Origin of the sequence: Calothrix sp. NIES-3974 (genome assembly GCF_002368395.1) — a bacterium.
GTDB lineage: Bacteria > Cyanobacteriota > Cyanobacteriia > Cyanobacteriales > Nostocaceae > NIES-3974.
In genome coordinates this window covers 3519069-3539255 of the sequence record NZ_AP018254.1, presented here as the reverse complement: position 1 = coordinate 3539255, position 20187 = coordinate 3519069, and the positions used below count along the sequence as shown (strand labels likewise).

The 20187-nt window shown below is 41.4% G+C and carries 10 protein-coding genes and 1 pseudogene; 6 read left to right on the top strand and 5 right to left on the bottom strand.

The annotated features are described in order from the left end of the window. Window positions 1–192 precede the first annotated feature (192 nt). A complete protein-coding gene (locus CDC37_RS14260) occupies window positions 193–1551 on the top strand; it encodes an IS4 family transposase (RefSeq protein ID WP_096620005.1) in 1359 nt (452 codons plus the stop codon). 59 nt (window positions 1552–1610) lie between these two features. Here the strand turns inward: CDC37_RS14260 and CDC37_RS24370 are convergent, their stop codons facing one another. The 3 genes from CDC37_RS24370 to CDC37_RS14250 form a co-directional block, all read right to left on the bottom strand. Next, window positions 1611–1868, bottom strand: coding sequence for a hypothetical protein (locus CDC37_RS24370; protein WP_157780753.1), 258 nt, complete (start codon window positions 1866–1868; stop codon window positions 1611–1613). Further along, the gene (locus tag CDC37_RS14255; RefSeq protein ID WP_096622607.1) at window positions 1865–4981 is read right to left on the bottom strand and encodes an efflux RND transporter permease subunit; all 3117 of its coding nucleotides are present in this window, start codon (window positions 4979–4981) and stop codon (window positions 1865–1867) included. The genes CDC37_RS24370 and CDC37_RS14255 overlap by 4 nt, the downstream gene beginning before the upstream one ends. Window positions 4982–5274: 293 nt before the next feature. Next, on the bottom strand, window positions 5275–6807 hold the full coding sequence (locus CDC37_RS14250; RefSeq protein ID WP_231943066.1) for an efflux RND transporter periplasmic adaptor subunit: 1533 nt from the start codon (window positions 6805–6807) through the stop codon (window positions 5275–5277). 591 nt (window positions 6808–7398) lie between these two features. Here CDC37_RS14250 and CDC37_RS14245 point away from each other — a divergent pair. Continuing rightward, complete coding sequence (locus CDC37_RS14245; RefSeq protein ID WP_096622606.1) at window positions 7399–8535, top strand: PP2C family protein-serine/threonine phosphatase; 1137 nt, start codon at window positions 7399–7401, stop codon at window positions 8533–8535. 358 nt (window positions 8536–8893) lie between these two features. Here CDC37_RS14245 and CDC37_RS14240 read toward each other — a convergent pair whose 3' ends face one another. Then, complete coding sequence (locus tag CDC37_RS14240; protein ID WP_231943065.1) at window positions 8894–10441, bottom strand: DGQHR domain-containing protein; 1548 nt, start codon at window positions 10439–10441, stop codon at window positions 8894–8896. 342 nt (window positions 10442–10783) lie between these two features. Here CDC37_RS14240 and dndC point away from each other — a divergent pair. From dndC to CDC37_RS14225, 3 genes and pseudogenes are all read left to right on the top strand, one after another. Then, window positions 10784–12458 (top strand): annotated as a pseudogene (gene dndC / locus CDC37_RS14235) (DNA phosphorothioation system sulfurtransferase DndC). Between the two features lie 438 nt (window positions 12459–12896). Then, on the top strand, window positions 12897–14885 hold the full coding sequence (gene dndD, locus CDC37_RS14230) for a DNA sulfur modification protein DndD (RefSeq protein ID WP_096622604.1): 1989 nt from the start codon (window positions 12897–12899) through the stop codon (window positions 14883–14885). A 490-nt stretch (window positions 14886–15375) separates the two neighbouring features. Next, the gene (locus CDC37_RS14225; RefSeq protein ID WP_096622603.1) at window positions 15376–15984 is read left to right on the top strand and encodes a Uma2 family endonuclease; all 609 of its coding nucleotides are present in this window, start codon (window positions 15376–15378) and stop codon (window positions 15982–15984) included. 29 nt (window positions 15985–16013) lie between these two features. On the opposite strand, the gene CDC37_RS14220 is transcribed toward CDC37_RS14225, so the two are convergent. Continuing rightward, window positions 16014–16727: an esterase/lipase family protein gene (locus CDC37_RS14220; RefSeq protein WP_096622602.1), complete on the bottom strand. Its 714-nt coding sequence runs from the start codon at window positions 16725–16727 to the stop codon at window positions 16014–16016. Window positions 16728–17144: 417 nt separating this feature from the next. On the opposite strand from CDC37_RS14220, the gene CDC37_RS14215 reads away from it, so the two are divergent. Continuing rightward, window positions 17145–19367, top strand: a complete 2223-nt coding sequence (locus tag CDC37_RS14215) for a CHASE2 domain-containing protein (protein ID WP_096622601.1) — start codon at window positions 17145–17147, stop codon at window positions 19365–19367. Window positions 19368–20187 lie beyond the last annotated feature (820 nt).

The following is a 20187-nucleotide window of genomic DNA, read 5'->3' as shown; positions in this document are numbered from 1 at the left end:
CTGCGTGGTCATATAGTGAGTTGAAGGCTCCGCCTTCATTCACGAGGTAGGAACCTCGCAGATTCTGCTCCCACGCTCCCCGTGGGAGCTATCCATTACCCGGATCTTTCTTAACAAAAAGTAAAAATACTTAAAAGAAGACGAAAGGCTTGATAGGTATAGTTTTGAGAGAGGAAAGATAGGGTGTAAAAAATGGAAAAATGGGCAGCAAGGGAATTGAAGCACTTGGATTTGGGAGATAAACGGCGAAACAAGCGTTTGATAAAGATGGTAGAAGATTTAGCAGCACAACCAACATCGAGTGTACCTCAAGCATGTGGGAGCGTAGCAGCGACAACAGCAGCATATGATTTGTGGAGTTCGCCGTATATAAAACCATCAGATATAAGCAATGGACATATCAAAAGTACAATCGAAAGGGCAAAAGAACACGAGATAGTATTAGCAATACAAGACACAACAAATATGGATGTAACAAGTCATCCAGCAACAGAAGGAATTGGATATCTAGACCAGAGAAAAAGTTTAGGATTAAAAGTACATTCAACGTTATTATCAAGCATAAAAGGAGTTCCACTGGGAGTAATAGACCAACAAGTATGGTCAAGAAATATCGAAGATTTAGGAATAGCAAAAACACGTAGAAAAAGACAAACAGAAGAAAAAGAAAGCCAAAGATGGTTGGAAGGGCTAGAGAGAACAAATAAATTACTACCAGAAAAGATAAAAATCATAACAGTAGCAGACTCAGAAGCAGATATATTTGATTTATTTAATCAGGAAAGACCAGAAAATAGCCACTTACTAATCAGAGGAACTCATAATAGAAAAGTTAGCCATACAGCGAATTATCTACATGAGGCGATCAGGTCAAGTCCAACTCAGGGAGAAGTAGAAGTCAAGGTAAGAAGAAATCCAGAAAGACCAGAAAGGATAGCAAAACTAACAATTAGATACGAAACAGTTGAAATAGAAGTACCAAAAAATAAGCTCGGGCGTTCGCTTTGTAAACCAGTAAAACTACAGGTGATATTAGCAGAAGAAAAGAGTCCACCATCGGAGATAAAACCAATCAGTTGGTTATTGTTAACGACATTGGAAATTAATAGCCTTGAAGATGCGGTAAAATGTGTTGAATGGTATACATATCGTTGGTTAATCGAGCGTTATCACTATACATTGAAAAGCGGTTGTCGAATCGAGGAATTACAACTGGAGACAGGAAAACGCCTATCAATGGCATTAGCGACATATTCGATTGTGGCATGGCGATTATTATGGTTAACTTACCAAGCAAGGGATAATCCAGAACAAAGTTGTGAAACGGTTTTAACTACAGTTGAATGGCAATCTTTATGTGTAAGTGTGAACAAAAACCCAATTCCACCAGATCAGCCACCAACATTAAGAGAAGCTGTACGAATGATTGCTCGACTAGGTGGTTTTCTGGGTCGTAAAGGTGATGGGGAACCTGGAGTCAAGACGATTTGGAGAGGGTTACGACGATTGCACGATATCGCCGTAACTTGGAAGCTAGCCCATCAAATCTAAATGCATACTTTCTGAGTTTTGTCTAATCTTAATGCTTAATCCCTCTACTGAAATCATTTCTATAATCGCTTTTCAGACTTTGTTAAGAAAGATGTGACTAATGGATAGCCGTGGGAGCGAGGGGAATAAACCTGAGTTCGTCTCGTCAGTGGTCTTAAGCCTAGTATTTGGGATTGGGGGAGCATTGGTTGGTTGGGGTTTGAGTTGGGGATGACAAGCGATCGCTGCACGTAAAAATCGAGTGTGGAGACGACCCGTCGGGTCATCTCTCTGGTAACTCCATGTGGTAAAAGTGGGGAAACACTTTGAATTTTCATGATGATTTGGATTCGGACACTGGTAAATCCCTGGTTTTCCGTTGAGCGATCGCAGGAGTTTTTCTCTCGTTGCTGACCAGGGGTGATAATATTTTAATCAACCAGTTGTTAAAGCCATCGATATAGGTAAATAGGACGGGAACAACTACTAAAGTTAGTAGGGTGGAAGTGATAAAACCACCAATTACAGCTACACCCATTGATTGACGCACTTCTGCACCTGCACCGATTCCTAACGCGAGGGGAACAACACCAGCAATAGTGGAGAGGGAGGTCATTAAAATTGGTCGTAGTCGGGAGATTCCTGCTTCCATTAAAGCTTGACGTTGGGGTTTTCCGGCTTCTAGTCCCATAATTGTGTAGTCCACCAGCAAAATGGAGTTTTTGGTGACAATCCCAATCAACAGGACAATTCCAATTAAGGCGTATAAACCCAGGGCTTTTTGAGCTATCATCAAGGCCATCAGTGTACCACCTAAACTCAAGGGTAGGGCAACCATAATCGTGATGGGGTGGAGAAAATTGTTATAGAGAACCACGAGGATGGCATAAATCATTAGTACTGCCAGACCAAGTGCAGAACCAAAGCGACCGAAAATTTCCTGCATAATTTCCGCATCTCCAGCGGAACGTCGGGTGACACCCGCAGGAAGGTTTTGCATGGTTGGTAATTGATTGACCGCTTGGACTGCATCTCCCAGGGAAATACCTTGCAAATTTGCTTCAACGGAAACCTGACGCATCCGGTCAAAGCGGTTAATAGCAGCAGAACCACTACCAAAACGAATATCTGCAACAGCAATCAGGGGAACTAATCCGCCATTTTGACTGGGTACTTGTAAATTGCGCAGGGTGTTAATATCTTGTCTTGCTTGGGGGTCGATTTGTACACGGATGGGAATTTGTCGGTCTGGTAAATTAAACTTGGCTAAATTTGCCTCGTTATCACCAATGGTTGCTAAGGAAGCTGTCCGAGCGATCGCCTGCACACTCACACCTAAATCTGCCGCTCTTTGGGGGTCGGGAATTACTAAAATTTCTGGTTTGACTAAACTTGCAGAAGAGGACACCTCCACCAAACCATTTATAGTCCGCATTTCCTGCTCTAGGGAATTAGCCGCTTGGGTGAGAGCTTGGGGATTTTCACTTTGCAATAGGATAGTGACATCCTTCCTACCTCCCACTGCTCCCGTACTTTGGAAACTAACCCTTGCACCGGGAATCGAATTAAATTGCGATCGCACTTGTTGTTCAAATTCGGCTTGGGAAATATTCCGGTTATTTTTTTCTTTTAAACGGACGGTGAGGGTGGCAGATCCCAGTTCTTCTGTGGAGAGAATACTCGCAACTGCGGGGTTTTTGGTGATGATTTCCCTTGCTTGGTTAACAACCCTTTCCGTATCGGCTAGGGTGGAACCGGGTGGTAATTCGATGGATACGGTGGAAATACCGACATCAGCACTATCCACTAAACCCTTGGGAATTAGGGGTACTAACATCAAACTAAAGACGAAAAAGGCAAAGGCTATTCCTAGGGTAGTAATGCGATGACGCAGGGCAAACTGGAGAATGGAAGCGTAGGGTCGAAAACGACGGCTTTTTTTGGGTTGATTTGTTTGCGGTTTGGGGGGAATTTTCTTCAGTAAATAGGCTCCCATCATGGGTGTCACCATCCGAGCCACTGCTGTGGAAAATACGGTGATGGTAGAAACTGTCACACCAAAGGGCTGGAAGAATTGACCGGGAATCCCCCCCATAAATGCCACTGGTAAAAAGACGGCGATAATGGTGGCGGAAGTAGCAATTACAGCCAAACCCACCTCCCCAGAGGAATCAAGAGCCGCTTGACGAGGGGTTTTACCCATGCGTAAATGCCGCTCCATGTTTTCAATTTCCACCACGGCATCATCGATTAAGTTCCCAACGGCTAATCCTAACGCCAGTAGGGTCATGTTATTCAGGGTATAACCGAGGGCAAACATCACCCCAAAGGTGGGAATAATAGATAGGGGTAAGGTGACGGCGGTAATTAAAGTTGCTCGCCAATCCCTTAAAAACAGTAAAATTACTAATACTGCTAAAACCGCAGCCGATAATAATTCACCCATTGTCCCTTCATAGGACTCTCGCACAAAGGTTGCCCTGGTAAAAATTAATTCCAGTTTCACATCATCGGGAAGAGTTTTTTTCAACTTCTCCACTTCCCTTTTAATGCCTTCCTCCACGGTCACCATCACACTACCAGTGCTACGTAAAACCTGGAAACTGACAACTGGTTTACCGTCAAGACGAGCATTTTGCCGTAGGTCTGCAAACCCATCTTCCACAGTACCCAAAGCCGAAAGGGGAACAGAACCTCCCCTGGGTAAAACGATTTCGTAATTTTGTAACTGCTGCACACTTTCCGCACTACCCAAAGTCCGGATAGTTTGTTCACTGCCACCAATTTCTGCCCGACCACCGGGTAAATTAATATTAAAAGCCCGCAATTGGTCATTAACTTGGGTCGCAGTAATTCCCAAAGATTCCAACCGTTCCGGGTTTAGATTCACCCGAATTTCCCGATCTACCCCTCCAACCCGTCGAATTTGAGCTACACCCCGCACCGACAGAAGAGCGCGACTGATGGTCTGGTCAACCAAATTGCTCAATTCCTCCACAGAACGCTGGTCAGAACTGACCACATAGGTCATAATCGGTCCACCAGCAAACTCCAGACGTTGGACAATCGGGTCATTAATATCCTGGGGAAGACTTTGACGAATCTGGGCGATCGCATTCCGTACATCATTGGTTGCGCGGTCGGAATTAACCCCTAAATCAAAGTTAATTACCGTGGTCGAAACCCCGTCGGTAATGGTGGAACGTAGTTCGTCTATGTTCCCCAATCCCGCAACCGCATCTTCGATTTTTTTCGTCACCTGAGATTCCAACTCATTCGGTCCTGCTCCCGGTCGAGTGACGGTAACTTGCACCGTGGGAATATCGATGTTGGGGTTAGTATCAATCCCCAACAAGTTAAAACAAAACCAACCGACCAAGGTAAAAATCAAAAATAAAATTATCGTCGGTACTGGTTTTTTGATAGTCCAGGTAGAAACATTAAATGACATAAATCAGTAGTCGGTAAGTATAAAATTATCGGCGAAAGTCATCTTGACCACAAAGACAAGCAGGGATGCCTGTTCCACAATCGAAAATGGGATAATTATTAATTGGATCATCCTGAGCAGAGAGAGGGGTAGAAACGACCTGTAAACGCACGTAACGCAGTTTCTCATCGAGTCAAGTTCTGTGTACGCTAAGGGGGAAGTAGTCGCAACAATCCAAAATCCATAGACGCACGTAGTGCGGATCGACCGAAGAGTAATCCAAAATCTAAAATCCAAAATCGAATAATCCCCAATCACTTACTGACAATCTTCACCCTATCCCCATCCTTGAGATATCCAGCACCTTCAACAACCACTCGCTCACCCGGTTTTAAACCCTCTTTAATCTCGATGCGATCGCCATTGATGGTGTCACCCAGTTCTACTCTCCTGGCTTTGACTTGACCAATATCCGGTTGACCGTCTCCGGAAGGGACAAAAACGACTGCATTCCCATCGGGTTGGACTTGTACTGATTTTTGCGGCACTGCTACACCTAAACTGGTAGATGTATCAATCGCTGCCCTAGCAAACATTCCTGGTTTCAGACGAGTATTGGCGGGTAGGGAAATTCTCACTGTTGCTTCCCGACGCTGTTGGTTGATAATCGGCTCGATTTCCCGCACCGTTCCTTGGAAAACTTCCTGGGGCTTGGTTTCGGATGTCACACGCACGCTCGCACCGACGCGAATTTGTGATAATTGTACTTCCGGTACTAATGCCTGTAATTCCAACTGACCGTCTTGAATAATGGAAAATAATTTCTGGGAACCACCCATCACCGTTGATACTTGGGTTTGGGGGGGTACACCTGCCACATCCCCTACCCGGACTAGTTTTTCCGCTATTACCCCAGAAACGGGAGCGCGAACTAGGGTTTGATCCCGTTGGGTTTCAATTTGAGCGACGCGAGCCATGCTGCTACGGACGTTGGCTTCGGAAATACCAATGTCAGCACGGGCTGTTTGGACGTTGGCTGCGGCGGTACTGACGCTTGCTTGAGCGCTTTTGAGGTTGGCTTCGGCGCTACGAATATTCGCTTCCGCTTGACGGACGGCTTCACGGGCTGTAATGAGGTTGGTTTCGGCTGTTTCGGCAACTTGACGACTCACCGCACCATCTGCTGCCAATTTTTGGTTCCGTTGATAATTGCGTTCGGCTTCCACTAATCTGGCTTTGGCTTGGGCTAGATCCGCTTGACGTTGCTTGACTTGAGCTTGACTCGATTCCACTGCTGCTTGACTGGAAGCTAAAGCTGCTTGACGGGAAAGTAAATTCGCCTTTTTCGAGCTAACATCCGCTTGACGGGATTCCACTTCTGCTCGCGCTTGCAGGATTTGGTCTTGAATCAGAGAATTGTCTAAAACTGCTAAAATCTGCCCTTGTTTGACATAATCACCTACATTGACGCGAACTTCTTTGATTTGTAAACCGTTGGCTTGGGGTAGGACGGGGGTCAGACTCCTAGCTGTGATGTTTCCACTCACATTTAAACTACGGGTGACGCTCGCTGATTCCACCGTTGCTAGTGTCACCGTCATCACTGGTGGTGTATTCGCCTGTGCTTCCTGTTTTGTCGCGGTGGGTGTGGAAGCCGCAGGACGATTGCCAATTAACCGCGTCCCTCCAAATGCGATCGCAAGTCCCAAACCAATGCCTACTACTAATGGCTTCAACCAAACTTTCGACGCTGCTGTCTGTTCCGGTTGTTCTGTTCGCTCGTGGTTTTCCCAGTCTACGTCTTCCCTTGGCGATAATTCAGCTTCCAGAAAATTTTCCTGATCCACGCTGACCCCCTCAACTTCATTACTGCGCACTTCAACGCTGATTTTGTTACAAAAATTTGCATTTTATCTCTGTATTCCCAATATGCCCTATTTTGGAATCTTTTGCTCGTGCCATTGGAAGTTTTATTCGTGACTAAAGTCATGTTTTGTGAATCGGGAACATTGGTGGTAGTACTAAGCTAAAACTCACATAACTACTTGATCTACTGTTGACTGCTAACAGTTGACAGTTAACTGTCATCCACCAAAAGTTGTGAATATACAACTTAAATGTTAAATGCGCAGCAGCTTATCTCCTTATATCCCTAACGATAGAGTTTTTTGTACTACATTTCTCCTTATATCCCTAACGATAGAGTTTTTTGTACTACATTATCCCAACTATACAGAAAAGTGTCATAGTTGTATTGACTCTTATTACCTGATCCGCTCCGTCGGCTTGACACAACCAAATACGTCGCGAGTTCATAATTGTTTGCACCTAAATATTTCCTATCTCCCGCTCCATACTTTCTTGCTAGAAATTATGGAATCATTAACTAACCACAAGCATTTATTTTTGTTGTCGAAATAATTTAGCTACTACCTCCCATGTTTCAAATTCTTGTCATCGATGATGATTTAGCGGTTCAGATACTACTCAAGCGCATGTTAGAAAATCAGGGATACCAGGTAGTGACAGCAAGTAATGGTGGGGAGGGGTTAGCGAAAGCTGCTGCTTCTCCTCCGGGGTTAATTATTTGTGACTGGATGATGCCAGGAATTAACGGGATTGAGGTGTGTCAACGCATTAAAGCAGACCCGCAGTTATCGACAACTTTTTTTATTTTACTCACTTCCTTAGATTCCGTCGCCGATCGGGTCAAGGGTTTGGATGCAGGTGCGGATGATTTTATTACGAAGCCGATTGAACAAAATGAACTCAAAGCGAGGGTGAGAGCGGGGTTGCGTTTGCATCAATTGGGAAGGGATTTGCAAATGCAAAAACAGATTCTGGAAGCAGAATTAGGGGAAGCAGCTGAATATGTGCGATCGCTGTTACCTCCACCGATGATTTCCCCGGTTCAGGTGAATTACCATTTTATCCCGTCCCTGCAACTGGGGGGCGATGTGTTTGATTATTATTGGCTTGATCCAGATTATTTGGCGATTTATTTGCTAGATGCTGCGGGACACGGACTCAAGGCGACTTTACCATCCATTTCCGTATTTAATTTACTGCGATCGCGTGCTTTGCAAAATCTCAATTATTATCAACCGAGTGAGGTATTACGGGCATTAAATGAAACGTTTCAAATGAGTCACCAAAATGATAAGTATTTTACCATTTGGTACGGTGTTTATAATCTCAAAAAAAGGCAATTGGTCTATTCTAGTGCTGGTCATCCTCCTGCTGTATTAATTACGGGAAAGACAGCCAATAATATGGAAGTCAAGTTATTACGGACTACGGGAATGCCTGTGGGAATGTTCCCAGAAGCTAAATACACGGATGCAGTTTGTAAAATTGAGGAACCAAGTACTCTATATATTTTTAGTGATGGGGTCTACGAGATTACCCAAGCTGATAATACCCTGTTGGGTTTAGAAAATTTTATTCAAATTTTAACCTACGAACACCGTTCCATCAAAAATCACTTGGATAAGTTTATTCGTCAACTTCAGTCACTGAATTCGCGAGAACGATTTGAGGATGATTTATCAATTTTACAAGTTCAAATTCAATGATATATTTTGTACACTGATGGATTTACAGTTTGGTTTGTTGACAGTTGACAGATGACTGTAGAGATGAGGGTATGCTAAACTTGTCCTTTTCTACAGGAAGTAGGAAGTAGGGATAGTCGGTACAGAAGACCTGTCGGGTCGTCTGTACAGGGAGTAGGGAGTAGAAGGAAAATTAATCCGTCACTCAATACTTATAACTTATATCGATTATCTTGTACTTTGAAATAAATGAAACTAGAATAATCAACGGTTACAGACCCTGATATGTAGCAAGCATTAGCGTAAACGATATTAACTTGTGAGAAATCCGGATCAATATCTCTGCACCGTAACCCCACAGGAAATCTTTTTTGGACAATCACAATAAATCGGGTAATCCAACTTCTTTTGGTTCCACAAACTCCCCATAAAAATTAATAGTCCGATTCTCAAAAGTTCTGGCTTTTGCTAGGGCTGTTCTAATTTGTGCCCTTTCCATTGAGTCTTTCACTCCTCCTAAAATATAAACTAATAATTTGGCGGCTAAATCTTTACCGGAAACCACAATCCGTTTACGGTTGGGGTCGTACAGCACTCCGTACCAAATAGATTTGGGAAATTCCATCCCGCTAAATCCACCTTGTTTATCGAATTTACTCAGCTTTTTAAAAATGGTTTCTAGGGATATCCCTTTTTTAAAAACCAATATTCCTAATGCTTGAGCTAAGGCCACTTGTCCGACGGGACGAAATAACATATTGCCAACACCTCCTTCTTTTTCAAAGCTAAATCGACGTAATGCGGGGGTATCCATATCTTCTAAAATTTTGTAGCTGGGAAGATTGGCGAGATTATCAAATAGTCGGGTAAATTCTTGAATGCCGGTGTTTAATTCTGCATCATCAGGACGCATGGAAATTAATCCTTTTTCCCGTTTCCAATGGTCATATTTTTCTCCTAAATATTTTTCTGACATGTCTTTGAGAGCTTGTAATGTTGTTAAAACTGTAGATTTAGATGCGATGGTGGCACTATTCCAATTGACGCGGGGTTTACGATTTTCCTGTTGAGCAAATAAGGGATGGCTAACGGCAATTTTTCTGGCAACAATGGAAAATCCATCGTCTTCATCTAACTGGGTTAATTGACCTTTGGTGAGGGGAACTGCCATTAAATTCACATGGACAAAAATCGAGCGAATTCTTCTACTTGCATCCGCATGGGTTTCACCTTGAGCAACTGCGGGAATAAATTCGATGCCAATTTTTTCTTGGGTTAAATTTTCTAAATAGGTGCTTGATAAATGATGTTGCTGAATGAAGTCGGCTATTTTCATCACCGATTCATAGGGAGTTTTATCTTTTTTATATCGGGGAATTTGACCGTTTTTTAGTAGTTCCATTAAACCCTGTACACCCATAAGACGATGTTGACCATCTAGGGCATAAATTGTGATATTCTCAGGAGATATATTTAATAATCCAAAGCTACCTTGACTATCTAGGGGTGTGAATTCCGTTGTTGAGGTGATTGCTTTTCCCTGTTTATCCCATTCCTGCGCACGGGAGTTATTTGTCCAATCTTGGTTAATTACCACTAAAACTGGGGGAAATTTGTGATTTTTCCGCGATAATAAATACTGGACTAAAGCTGCTTGACGAGACCAATCCAGGGGACGTTGTTTAATCTCATCAATACTTTCGGCATCGATTTCAATATTATGGGTTGAGGGGTTATATTTACTGTTGATTAGGGGTAGATAGGAAGCAAAATTAACTCGATTGGCAAACCATTCTAAACTAACTGACCCGATATAGGCTTCAGTCCCACCCATTTCAGTTTTTTGCACTGCGATCGCATTCTCGTTACTTAACTGTTGATCCAGCAAATTTGTCAATTTATCAAGATTATCTTTACTTTTTTTCATGTCCAGTTTACGATTTATGTCGGATTTTTGCGAACTCATACGGAATCATTAAAAGTTAAAAAAGATGCATGAATATCAGCATAGATTAACTATAAACAAAATGGATTGTAGATAAATTAAGTTTTTAAAAACCAATTCTAGAGTAAAATTATGCAGTACCCGGATTCTCACAAACTCCTAAAATTTTTAGGGAGTAGGAAATAAAAAGAAAACTAAGCGATTACTCAACGCTTACCGTTAACTCGCTCCAAATGCAGGCTATGACGGACTCCCTCAATATGACTTGTATGATATGACTTGTATGAATCCGGGAGAACGCGGAACTCAATTGGTAGGTAGGGAATGACTACAGCACAGCAGGTAAACGCGAAAAATCAAAATAAACGCACTGTCGCGGAGTTAGTGGCAGATATTGAGTTGCTGACGCAGGAAATTCAGGAATTATATCTCCAGGATAGGATTCCTTGGGTGATTGGCTATTCTGGAGGTAAGGATTCAACTGCAATTTTACAATTGGTTTGGAATGCGATCGCCCAACTTCCAAAACAACAGCGTAGCAAGACAATTCACGTAATTACCACGGATACGCTGGTGGAAAATCCCTACGTGTCGATTTGGGTGAAAAATTCTCTAAAACAGATCGAGGTTGCAGCGTACGCTGGTGGAAAATCCCTACGTGTCGATTTGGGTGAAAAATTCTCTAAAACAGATCGAGGTTGCAGCGAAGGAGCAAGATTTACCTTTTATACCCCATTTATTACAACCGGAGACCAAGGATACCTTTTGGGTGGGGTTAATTGGTAAGGGTTATCCACCTCCGAAAGGAAAATTTCGCTGGTGTACAAATCGCTTGAAAATTGCTCCTTCCAATCAATTTATTCGGGATGTAATTCGGACAAATGGGGAAGCAATCCTGGTGTTGGGTATTCGTAAAGCCGAAAGTACTCAACGCGCTAGTCGGATGAAGGAGTGGGAAAAAAAACGAGTCCGCGAACGTCTTGCTCCCAATGTACATTTACCCAATTCATTGGTATATAGTCCGATTGAAAATTGGCAAAATGACGAGGTTTGGTTGTATTTGATGCAGTATGCAAATCCCTGGGGATATAGTAACAAGGATTTATTTTCCATGTATCGTGGAGCAAGTGCAGATAATGAATGTCCCCTAGTGGTGGATACGACTACTCCTAGTTGTGGAAGTTCTCGGTTTGGTTGTTGGGTGTGTACTTTGGTCAGTCATGATAAGTCTTTGTCTGCGATGATTCAAAATGACGAAGAGAAGGAGTGGTTACAACCTCTGTTAGATTTTCGTCAGTTGTTAGATGCGGAGGAAAATCGCGAAAAAAGAGATTTTCGTCGTCGCAATGGAGATGTACAGTTATACGAACGGAATGTATCTGGGGAAATATCTGTAGAACCAATTCCTGGACCTTTTATAAAGGAAGCACGGGAAGATTGGTTACGCAAGTTGTTACAAATGCAAAAAACCCTGCGGGAAACAGCACCACCAACAATGGCAGATATTACCATAATTACACCGGAAGAATTGAGTGAAATTCGTCGGATTTGGTTGGAAGAAAGACACGAGTTTGATGATAGTTTACCTCGGATATATAAAGAAGTGACTGGTGAAGATTTTCATGACCCGATGGGAAGTGCTGATTATAGTTTATTGGGTCGAGATGAGTGGGAAGTGTTGGAAGAAATTTGTGGTGATGATGCAATGCATTTGGAATTGATGGCAAAATTATTGGATACGGAGCGTCAATTTCGGAAAATGTCCCGTCGAGTGGGAATTTATGAAGCGTTAGAAAAATGCTTTGAAACCAGTTCGCGATCGCAACAGGAAGCGATTGAAAATGCTCACCTGAAACGGGATTTAAAGGATGCGGTGACGAAGGGTGATATTGATAAGGTAAAACAGTTAACTTTAGGGGATGTATCCTATACTCCAACGGAAATTGAACAACAAAAACCAAAAAGTTGGCAGCAACGGAAGTTTAAAAAGGATTTTTAAGTATATTGGGAACGGTTAGCAGTTTAACCGAAATTAAAGCATTCGTGACAAATCCACATACAATCGCTTGTGTCAATGATAATTTATGGTGAAACAATCAGGAGTAGTTCAGGAAATAAAATTAGCTGTGTACAGAGGGGTTGGTGCAAATTAACCAAAAAATAGTTTTTTCGACCACGGTTTTTGCTCAATTTCTCATCCTATGGAAAGATTGATAAATGCATGATAACCTGAAATTATTGCCAATGAAATCAAGGGAATTGTGGTAATTTGGAAAGTTAAATTACCCAGCATTTTTATTGCAGAAGACGCATTTTTAATTATTCCTAATACCCTATTTCCCCTCTCCGGTATTCTTTGTATATGAAGACGTATTTCTATTATTCCTAATACCTTGACTCCTGTATCCTGTATTCTGACGACCGTATTCTCAAAATAATGAAATTTTTAGAATTAGTTTTACAAAACTTTGGTCCCTATGGAGGGAAACAAATAATTAATTTTGATCCAAAACCCAATCATGAAGATAATTGTCCCATCGTTCTCCTCGGAGGGATGAATGGTGGTGGAAAAACCACGATAATGGATGCAATTCGACTAGCATTATATGGACATCGCGCTCAATGCTCAACACGGGGTAATTTGAGCTATGGGGACTTTTTAACCCAGTGTGTACATGGTCAAACCCATCCTGGGGAAAAAACCCGCTTAGAACTAGCGTTTGAACATATAGAAAATGATAAACCCATTCGCTATCGAGTGGTGAGAACCTGGGAGCGAAATCCCATTATCGGTAAAGACCATTTAGGTATTTTGGATATTCGGGATGCGGATGAATGGTTGGATGAGGGTTTGGTAAATATCTGGGACGAATATATTGAAAATTTACTTCCTTTAGGGATTTCTAATTTATTTTTGTTTGATGGGGAACAGGTTAAGGAATTAGCTGAGTTGGAAAATCCTCCAACTTTAGTAGTGGATGCAATCCGTGCTTTATTAGGTTTAGAATTAGCGGAAAGATTAGCTATTGATATTGATATATTAGCTAACCGTAAACGAAAGGAATTAGCGGATACTCAAGAGTTAGCTAATTTAGAGGAAATAGAACATAAATTAGGTTTATTGCAACGGGAACGGGAAGTTCAAGAGCGAAAATTAGCTGGGGAAAGGGAAGCACTTTTGACCGCAGAAAAACGTCAACAGGAAGCTTTTGATAAATTTGTCTCCCAAGGGGGAAAAATCGCCGGAGAACGGAAAAAGTTAGAAGATGAATATCAACGTAAATGCACAGAAGTTGAAAATATACGTCAAGGTTTAACCGAGTTAGCAACAGGTTTTTTCCCTTTATTATTCATTGAAAATTTATTACTATCTGCACAAACTCAAGCGGAAAAGGAATGGAAGATTCAGCAAGCACAAATTGCTAGGGAAATTATTTTTGCACGGGACGAACGTTTACTCAATTGGTGTCGTTCCCAAAAAATTAGTAATATTGAGAAAATCCAGGAATTCCTTGCACAGGATGTGACAACTTTAAATGCAAATCTACTCCAACCAGAAGAACCCTGGTTAAAACCAGATGCAGATGCGATCGCTAGTCTCGGAAATATCCTTTATTATCTCAAAAACTCCCAAAATATCGCCAAACAACAACTAAAATTACTCCACCAAAAAGAAGATGAAATTATTCAACTAGAACGTCAGCTACAAACTGCTGCTTCTCCAGAAGAGTATCAACTACTTACCCAAACCCTCAAAGATGCACAAAATATCGTCATCCAAGCAACCGCAAATTGTCAAACTACTAAAGAACGGATTCTAGCACTAGACGCAGAAATTGCTGCCTATAAAAAAGATTTACAAAACTATACAGATACAGCAATCAGTCGTAAAAACACTGAAACTATTTTAGCGACATCCGCACGGGTACAGGACACCCTAAAAGTATTTCGTGAACGCTTAACCCTGCGAAAGTTAAATAAACTGGAAACCGAAGTTACCGAATGTTTTCGTTATTTACTTCACAAATCTGATTTAATCCACCGTATCGCCATTGATACCGAAACCTTCCGTTTATCTTTGTACGATATTCAAGGTCAACTGGTTCCGAAGCACCGTTTATCTGCGGGAGAAAAACAACTGTTAGCGATCGCCTTTTTGTGGGGTTTAGCGCGGGTCTCTGGACGACGATTACCCGTGACAATTGACACACCCTTGGGGAGATTGGATTCATCCCACCGCAGCAACTTGATTGAAAGGTATTTCCCCTGTGCTAGTCACCAAGTGATTTTACTATCCACTGATACAGAAATTGACAAACCAGCAATCGAGAAATTACGGAAGATGAATGTGATCGCCCATGAGTATTTATTAAAATATGATTCTCAACAACGTCGGACTCAGATTGTGCCAGGATATTTTTGGTAATAGGCAAAAGCATATCGGGAATGTAGCAATCTGTTGAGGATTTGTCAAATCTTATATGTAGGTTTGCTGACTATTAACCGTTGACAGTCATAGCTACAGCTTTTTAGCTGGGTACACCCAAAACCGATTTTTTCACTACTAAAATAGAATTGCTATATTTAAAAGCAAAACCTCAAAATAAAGCTATATATTTATATTTAGGGCTTGGGAAAAATAGTAAAACTCTGATACTGCCAGAATTCAAGGATATTTCTAGTCGCAAAAAGTGTTTGCAAAATAGGTATTTAAGGCTTAAAAACCTGGCATTTATAATTTTTACCGCCTGTGAAAAGTGAAACTGGAATGGTTAAAACTATTCCCTGTACAGACGACCTGACGTGTCGTCTGTACCTACTCCCTATTTTCTACCACCACTAAACGACTTTTTTCGCAGACCCTATTTAGTTATTTCCAAAAAGGAAAAATTCATGTAGAGAAAACAGAGAAATTTATGGTGCAAGCAGTCAGTAAAACGATTTCATTTTTAGAGTTTGTCAACTCTTATCCAGAATATAAATCCCAAGAATTACATCACGGAGTGGTAGTAGAAATGGCGCAACCGTCTGGTAAACATAAAAATGTCACGGGATTTTTAGTTGGTGAAATTACCTTTGAATTTAAACAGCTAAAACAACCCTATTTTATCGCTAGCAAGGTATTAGTGAAATTAAGTGACGGGGAATCAGCCTATTTATCCGATATACTGGTTTTAAATAAACCCAATCTCGTCAATGAGCCATTGTATGATAAATATTCGACAGTCACCCAAGCAGCATCTATTCCCTTAGTGATTGAAGTTGTCAGTAGCAACTGGAGTGATGATTATGCCTTAAAATTTGAAGAATATAGTAATATTGGTATACCCGAATATTGGATTGTCGATTATCTGGGATTAGGAGGAAAAGAATTTATTGGTTATCCTAAACAGCCAACAATTACAGTTTGTAATTTAGCCGCAAACATCTACAGACGCAACATATTTAGGAATAGCGATCGCATTCACTCACAAATATTTCCCAACTTGAATTTAATTGCTCAACAAATTTTTGATTCTGCGTGAACTTCAAAGTTGAGGAATTAGGGACAAAATTATTTTTCTCCGTCTCCTGCTTCCTGTTCCAAATATCCCACCCATTTTTTCACAACTTCCGGTGAACCATACCAAATACCGGGGGAACGGGGAGAATGTAAAACCCCTTCCACCGTAATATTTTCAGCACCCGCTAAATGAGCAGAACAAAGCGGTGTAATTCCATCCCCCCAAGTTGCACCATTTCCACAGGTTTGCTGATAACTACTATATGCAAACCAATTACGACCATAGCGCTGACCAAATACACTTTTTCCCCCCACACAAACATAACGAACGTGGGGATAAAAAGCTCCAGGATAATTGGTGTTGACAAAATCTAAATTCCCCCTAGTCCAACGTTCCTGACTGGTGTGGGGAGTTCCCAAAGTTACTAAAGTAGAGATAGTAGGAACTGCTTTGCGGATAAACTGGCGATCGCTCCTCCCATAGGGTATTTCCCCCAGATATATCCTCCCAATCCAACCCCCCGCAGAATGACCAAGCAAATTTACCTGTTCGCTGTTACTTACCCTTTGCACTTGCTGGATGGTTTGATCAAGCTTTTCCAACACCGATACAACACTACGACTAGCAATTGTCTCTAACCAGTCTCGACGACGCATTGCGACAGTCGTCACCGTCAAACCTCTTTTGTGTAATTCCACTTCCAGTGGACGGTAAGCGATCGCATTTTCCAAGTATCCGGGTATGATTACAATCGGTAGGACCATAGAAATCCAAGTTAGATTGATAATATTACCTATCTCATCTATCGCAAGAAATAAAAAATCAAAAGGAATTATAATTTTTGTATAGGTAGTAACTATACAAAAAAGCTGATTTTTGAGTATAAATACGTGTAAATCACCAAAATTATTTTAAATTGTTGATTTTTAATATTTTCTCTTGTCGTCAGTATATCTCTGTGAGTACCCTGGATTCTATCGAATACACACAATTCTCCTAAAGTTTATCGGACACGGTTGTGCAAAGCTAAATATGATTGATTTAATTCCTGGATCAGGACAAAGCCGAACTTAATCGATTGTGGTCTTCCTCAACTGGTAAACTATAATACTCTTGTCCTGGTGAATTCCAGGTAAATCATAATATCAACAATACTTTACTTTATGAACGAATAGCTGGGTATGCATCTAAACAGCACTATATTAAAGCTGAGACATATATCTGCTGCTATCAATCGAGAAATACTAACAACACTCGGTGTCGCAGGTTGTGTTTTAGTGGTGCGAGCATTAGGGTTGTTACAATTTCTGGAGTTATTTTTATTCGATCAATTTTTTTTATTACGTCCCCAGGAAACATCGGAACAAAGAGTCGTAATTGTCACAATTGATGAGGGCACATTACGGAGACTAGGTAGTTGGCCACTTTCAGATAAAAAGATTCACCAGAGTCTAGAAAAACTTCAGAAATATCAACCCAGAGCAATTGGTTTGCATATTTTCCGTGACTTACCAGTACAACCAGGAACAGATGAATTAACGGCAACTTTAAAGACGATGCCGAATGTTGTGGGTATTGAGAAAATTTCTGAACAATATAGCGATCGCATTCCTGCTCATCCAGCCTTAAAACCCCAGCAGGTCGGCTTTAATAACTTGTTGTTTGATGCTGACGGCAAAGTCCGTCGCAACTTGCTGTATCTACACGATAGTCAAAATCGCCGTTATGACAGTTTTGCTCTGCGGGTAGCCCAATTATACTTACGTCAGGAAAATATTTTACCTACCAGTGGTAGAAATAACTACCTACGGATGGGGGATACCCTATTTGAAAGATTTCGCAGTCACAGTGGTTCCTACGTGAATGCGGATGCAAAGGGATACCAAATTATTGCCAATTTTCCCAAACCCCAATGTTTACCAGCATGGAATGAGCAATGTGGAAGACATGGATGGGGGTTTCGTCAGGTTTCCCTCCTGGACGTACTAGAGAATCGAGTCGCTGATGATTGGTTTCGCGATCGCATTGTTTTAATCGGCACAACGGCATCAAGTTTGCAGGACTTTACCTTGATTCCCTATTCTAGTCGATTGATGGGACAGGCGGAAACTTTTGCAGGGGTAGAATTACAAGCCTTTTTCATCAGTGAATTACTTTCTGCGACCCTCGACCAACGTCCCCTGATCAAAGTTTGGCCAGATAGTTTAGAAATCGGTTGGATTTTTCTCTGGTCATATTTTGGCAGTATAACATGGTGGCGAAGTCAAAGCGGTCGTAGCGCTTTTTTTACTGCTATTATTCTATGTGCTGTTGCCTGTGGTGGTGCTTTTTTAATCTTTATCCTTGATGGTTGGTGGATTCCCATTTTCCCAGCAATGTTAGCCTTTACAGCAACTGCGATCGCCACTGGTTGTCAAGTGATTTATGTCAACAATGAACTCAAGCGTTCTACCGATTTTCTGCACCAAATTATTAATACCATTGCCGACCCTGTATATGTCAAAGACCGTCACCATCGCTTGATTGTGGTCAATGAAGCTTACTGCAAGTTAATTGGTTATGCCTACAATGATGTCATCAATCAAACAGATTACAGTCTCTTTCCCAAAACCCAAGCAGAAGTCCTGATTCAACACGATAAATTAGTACTGGAGGGAAATCAACCCAGCGAACACGAAGAAGAAATTACCAATTCCTGGGATGAAACTTTTCTCATTTCCACTAAGCGTTCCCTCCACCGCGATGCAGCTGGTAATCAATATTTAGTTGGGGTAATTCGTGATATCACTGAACGTAAGCAGTATGAGGAAGATTTAATCCGCAAAGCTGAAGAATTACACCGCTCCAACCGTGAATTACGACAAAGTGAGGATAAGTTACGTTTTCTCGCATTTCATGACCCCTTAACCGGACTTCCCAATCGTAAACTATTCATGGAGCAATTGCAGGAATCGATTGAATGGTCAAGGAAAAATAACCTACTGTTAGGATTACTATTCATTGATTTAGACGGATTCAAACAAGTTAATGATACCCTCGGTCACGAAATGGGCGATCGCTTACTGATCACCGTCGCTGGAAGAATGAACAATGTCCTCCGTTCTAGTGATACCGTTGCTCGTTTAGGTGGTGATGAATTTACTATTATTTTACGCTCCATCCCCAAACTGGAAGTAGCGGCTAAAATCGCTGACAAAATCCTGACGGTGATGTCGGAACCAATTGTATTAGATAATAACATCGCCCGTGTTTCCGCCAGTATTGGTATCAGTATCTATCCCCTCAGCTGTTGCGGTGCTAGGGTCGAAACCACGGAAGAATACCGCGATACCCTCATTCGTCAAGCGGATACGGCTATGTATCGAGCAAAACACTATGGTAAAAACCGTTACGAGTTTGCCTAGTTTGGCTTTATTTGCTATTTGTGTATTTCACAAGGGATTGAGAAGATTTTAGTCGCCAAAAGTGCTTTCCAAGTAGGTATGTAAGGCTTAACCCTGTTTTGTCACTTTCGGAAAACAATAATCTTAGCCTGATTCTGAAACTTTGATTTCATTAAGGTTTGAGGCTTTATTTTCTAACAGAAACTAAAATTTATAGACAAAACGTGGAAATTAAAGCCCTGTAAGCGTTTGGGCGATTAGATTCTCCCAATCTGACAAAAGAGGGTTAAAACTATTCCCTGTACAGACGCGACATGTCGCGTCTCTCCCTGTTTCCTACCCTCACGAAAATACTTTCTCCGCAGACCCTAATTCATCTGAAGATTTTCACACACCACCTGTAATTAAATAATCCGATTTACTGATAGAGTTTTAATAGTTCAGTGGTTTTGCTGATATTTATTTGTATGTTTTGTTTGTTTTGCACATTTTAATTGTTCAGCCAGCATCAGACCAGACTGTATAGGTTGTCCGCGAAGAGATTAGGCTGGGTAAATAAAGTTTAGCACTTGGAATATTCCTTGTGTTTGCTCCCAAAAATTTTAGTTTCATGAATGGGGATACATATTAGTTATGCAAATAACATATATAAATTTACTCACTGGTTATTCCTCTATTTGATGATTTCAGGGAGTTGTAATCTAACAGGTTGCTGTCACCTAGACACGTCACAGAACGATAGTCAAAGATGTGATTTACTCTTGATAGTGAAGGAATTCTAAATTATCAAGTGTGTAAGTTTTCACATCATTACAACGGTCAGAAAAGTAAAGAAAAAGTA